At 72.3% G+C, this 3,159-nt stretch carries 3 protein-coding genes; 1 reads left to right on the top strand and 2 read right to left on the bottom strand.

The window, feature by feature from the left end:
- The coding region (locus tag AB0G02_RS32885) for an ROK family transcriptional regulator (RefSeq protein ID WP_360802039.1) at positions 1-964 on the bottom strand (964 nt) is incomplete at its 3' end.
- A 9-nt stretch (positions 965-973) separates the two neighbouring features.
- Complete coding sequence (locus AB0G02_RS32880; RefSeq protein WP_360802036.1) at positions 974-1,522, bottom strand: hypothetical protein; 549 nt, start codon at positions 1,520-1,522, stop codon at positions 974-976.
- Between the two features lie 198 nt (positions 1,523-1,720).
- On the opposite strand from AB0G02_RS32880, the gene AB0G02_RS32875 reads away from it, so the two are divergent.
- Complete coding sequence (locus tag AB0G02_RS32875) at positions 1,721-3,019, top strand: MFS transporter (RefSeq protein ID WP_360802033.1); 1,299 nt, start codon at positions 1,721-1,723, stop codon at positions 3,017-3,019.
- The last annotated feature ends 140 nt before the right edge of the window (positions 3,020-3,159 follow it).

Genomic DNA, 3,159 nt, shown 5'->3' with positions numbered 1-3,159 from the left:
GCCTGCCGCCCTCGCGGACCAGGTTCGCGGCGGCGAAGTCGCCCGCCGCGGCGGCCGCGCCGACGTCCTCCGCGCTGAGCACGCCCTTGTCCCGCAGCGCGGTGGCCAGGGCGACCGAACGACCGCTGCGGGCCAGGGTGGTGGCGTCACGGGCCAGCGCCGAACCGCCGAAGTAGGCCTCCAGGCAGCCGACCTCGCCACACGCGCAGGCCGGGCCGAAGTCGTCCAGCCTGATGTGCCCGATGTCGCCCGCGGTGCCCGCCACGCCCCGGTACACCCGTCCGCCGAGGACGATCCCGCAGCCGATGCCCGTGCCGACCTTGACGAAGATCAGGTCTTCCAGCGACCGGGCCACGCCCGCGTGGCGCTCGCCCAGCGCCATGGCGTTCACGTCGTTGTCCACCGTCACCGGGCAGCCCCACCGGCCGGCCAGCTCGTCGCGCACCGGGTAGCGGTCCCAGCCCGGCATGATCGGCGGCGCGACCGGCATGCCGTCGCGGAAGCTCACCGGACCCGGCAGCCCGATGCCCGCGCCGATCAGCCTGCCGGAGGCCTTGGCGTAGACGACGTCGGCCAGCTCCGCGACCCGGCTCAGCACCAGCGCCGGACCGCTGCGGACGTCGCACTCCTCGCTGCGGCTCTCCAGCACCTCGCACCGGCCGTCCGTGACGGCGACCGTCACCGAGGTCGCGCCCACGTCCACGCCGAGCACGCGCAGGTCGTCGGCCAGGTGGACGAGCGTCGACCGCCGCCCGCCGCGACTGGCCGCGGGTCCCCCGACCTGGACCAGGCCCACGTCCACCAACCGAGCCAGCTCGGCGGTCAGCTTGGCGCGCGGCAGCTCCAGCCGTTCACCGAGCGCCACCCGCGACATCGCGCCCTCGTCGCGGAGCAGCCCCAGCAGCTCGGACTGCCGGCCGGAGACCACCCGCGGTTGCTGACCGCTGCCCGTCGCGCTGCTCATGGCACCAATTTACGGCCGGCGGTCCTCCAGGTGCGCGGCGATCAGGGCGGCGTGGGACAGCGGCGTGGCCAGGTCCGCCACGTCGCCGTTCGTCGTGTAGTCGAGCAGCACCACGTCACCCCGGGCGCTCAGCTCCCGCAGCGCCTCCACCTCCCGCGCGGCCCGGTGCTCCAGGACCCAGCGGTAGGTGGGCAGGTAGATCATCCGGCGCGCTTCCTCGTACGGCAGGAGGCGATCACCGGCCAACCCCTCGCGGTGACCGAGCACCGGGCCGAACCGCCGGACCGTGCGCTTGAGCCCCGCCATCGTCCGCACGTCCAGCTTCGCCCGGTCGACGTCGGCGTGCTCGAACACCTTCAACGCCTGCCAGACCCCCTCCACCGACTGCGCCGTCACGCCGGGCGTGAACGGCACCGGTATCCCGCCGTGCGGGTAGAACGGGCTCAACCGCACCCACGGCTCCGGCCCCTTCGACGTCACGTCCACCACCGGCGCACCGGGGTGGGTCCGCGCGAGCCACGCCGCACCCCGCCGCCTGCTCGCCACCCGCACCGCCATGACCGCTCCCCTCCTCGACACCGCGATGGTGGCAGAGGGGTCCGACAGTTCCGGGACCGTCCACTCCGGACAATGGCCTGGACGAGCCTCCGGGAACACCGGGGCCACGCCGCCGAACGGCCGCGGACGGCACGCGGCGTGGTCATCACCACCCGTTACCCCCGATGATGTCGGTCGACCGATCACTGGAGGACTCCGATGGACCTGCCCTCGGCCACGACAGGGGAACCCACGGCGCGGGCGTTGCGGAAGGCCACCGTCCGCCTCGTGCCGTTCCTCGGCCTGCTGTACCTGCTCAACTACCTCGACCGCGTGAACGTCGGCTTCGCGGCGCTGACGATGAACGCCGACCTCGGCATCAGCGCCGCGGCCTACGGGCTCGGCGCGGGCCTGTTCTTCGTCGGGTACTTCTTCTTCGAGGTGCCCAGCAACATCGTGCTGCACCGGGTGGGCGCGCGGATCTGGATCGCCCGGATCATGGTCACCTGGGGGATCGTCGCCTCGGCCACCGCGTTCATCCAGGGCGAGGTCGGCTTCTACGTGGTCCGGGTGCTGCTCGGCGTGGCCGAGGCGGGCTTCTTCCCCGGCATCATCCTGTACCTGACCTACTGGTTCCCCCGCGCGCGGCGGGCGAAGATCGTCGCGCTGTTCTTCCTGGCCGTGCCGCTGTCGTCGGTCATCGGCAGCCCGGTCTCCACCCTGCTCCTGCAGCACGGTGACGGCCTGCTCGGCTTCGACGCGGGCTGGCGGTTCATGTTCTTCGTCGAGGGCCTGCCCTCGATCGTGCTCGGCGTCGCGGTGTTCTTCCTGCTGCCCAACCGACCGCGGGACGCGAAGTGGCTGACCTCGGACGAACGCGTCGCGCTCCAGTCGGCCATCGACGCGGAGGACGCGCGGGAGGTCGGCGGCGAGGTGGGCACGCGGTCGGCGCTGACCAACCCGCGCGTGATCGCGCTCAGCGTCGTCTACTTCGGCATCGTCTTCGGCCTCTACGTGCTGGCGTTCTTCCTGCCGCAGGTGATCAAGGGCTTCCAGGAGCAGTTCGACACGAAGTTCAGCATCGTGGAGATCGGGCTGGTCACCGCGATCCCCTACGCCTTCGCGGCGGTCGCGATGGTGCTGTGGGCGCGGCACTCCGACCGCACCGGCGAACGGGCGGGGCACGTCGCGGTCGCCGCGTTCGTCGGAGCGGTCGCGATCGCCGCCGCGCTGTACCTGAACTCGCCGCTGACCGTGATGGCCGCCGTCACGGTGTGCGCGATCGGCGTGTTCGCGGCGATCCCGGTGTTCTGGCAGCTGCCGAACTCGTTCCTGGTGGGCGTCGGCGCCGCCGCGGGCATCGGGTTGATCAACTCGTTCGGCAACCTCGCCGGTTTCGCCGGCCCGTACCTGACGGGGTGGCTCCAGGGCCTGACCGGCGACTTCCGCGCGGGCATGTGGGTCGTCGCGCTGTTCATGGCGATCGCGGGCGCCATCGCCCTGTCGTTCCGCCGGTGAATCCCCAGAGCGGGGAAAAGCCCTCGGCGGGACGTGATAGGTGTGATAAACGTACCTCCGAGGGCTTCGTCCGGTCCGCGGTGGCGACGGGGGCTGGGGGTCACCGTGCGATTGCGGAGGCGCTGGTGGCGGTCGCGGGG

The organism is Actinosynnema sp. NPDC023658 (genome assembly GCF_040639995.1).
GTDB lineage: Bacteria > Actinomycetota > Actinomycetes > Mycobacteriales > Pseudonocardiaceae > Actinosynnema.
This window is presented reverse-complemented; position numbering and strand designations above follow the sequence as displayed.

Excerpts from the sequence above, each read along its gene's own strand:
- AB0G02_RS32880 (WP_360802036.1), bottom strand. The coding sequence starts at position 1,522 with ATGGCGGTGCGGGTGGCGAGCAGGCGGCGGGGTGCGGCGTGGCTCGCG.
- AB0G02_RS32875 (WP_360802033.1), top strand. The coding sequence starts at position 1,721 with ATGGACCTGCCCTCGGCCACGACAGGGGAACCCACGGCGCGGGCGTTG.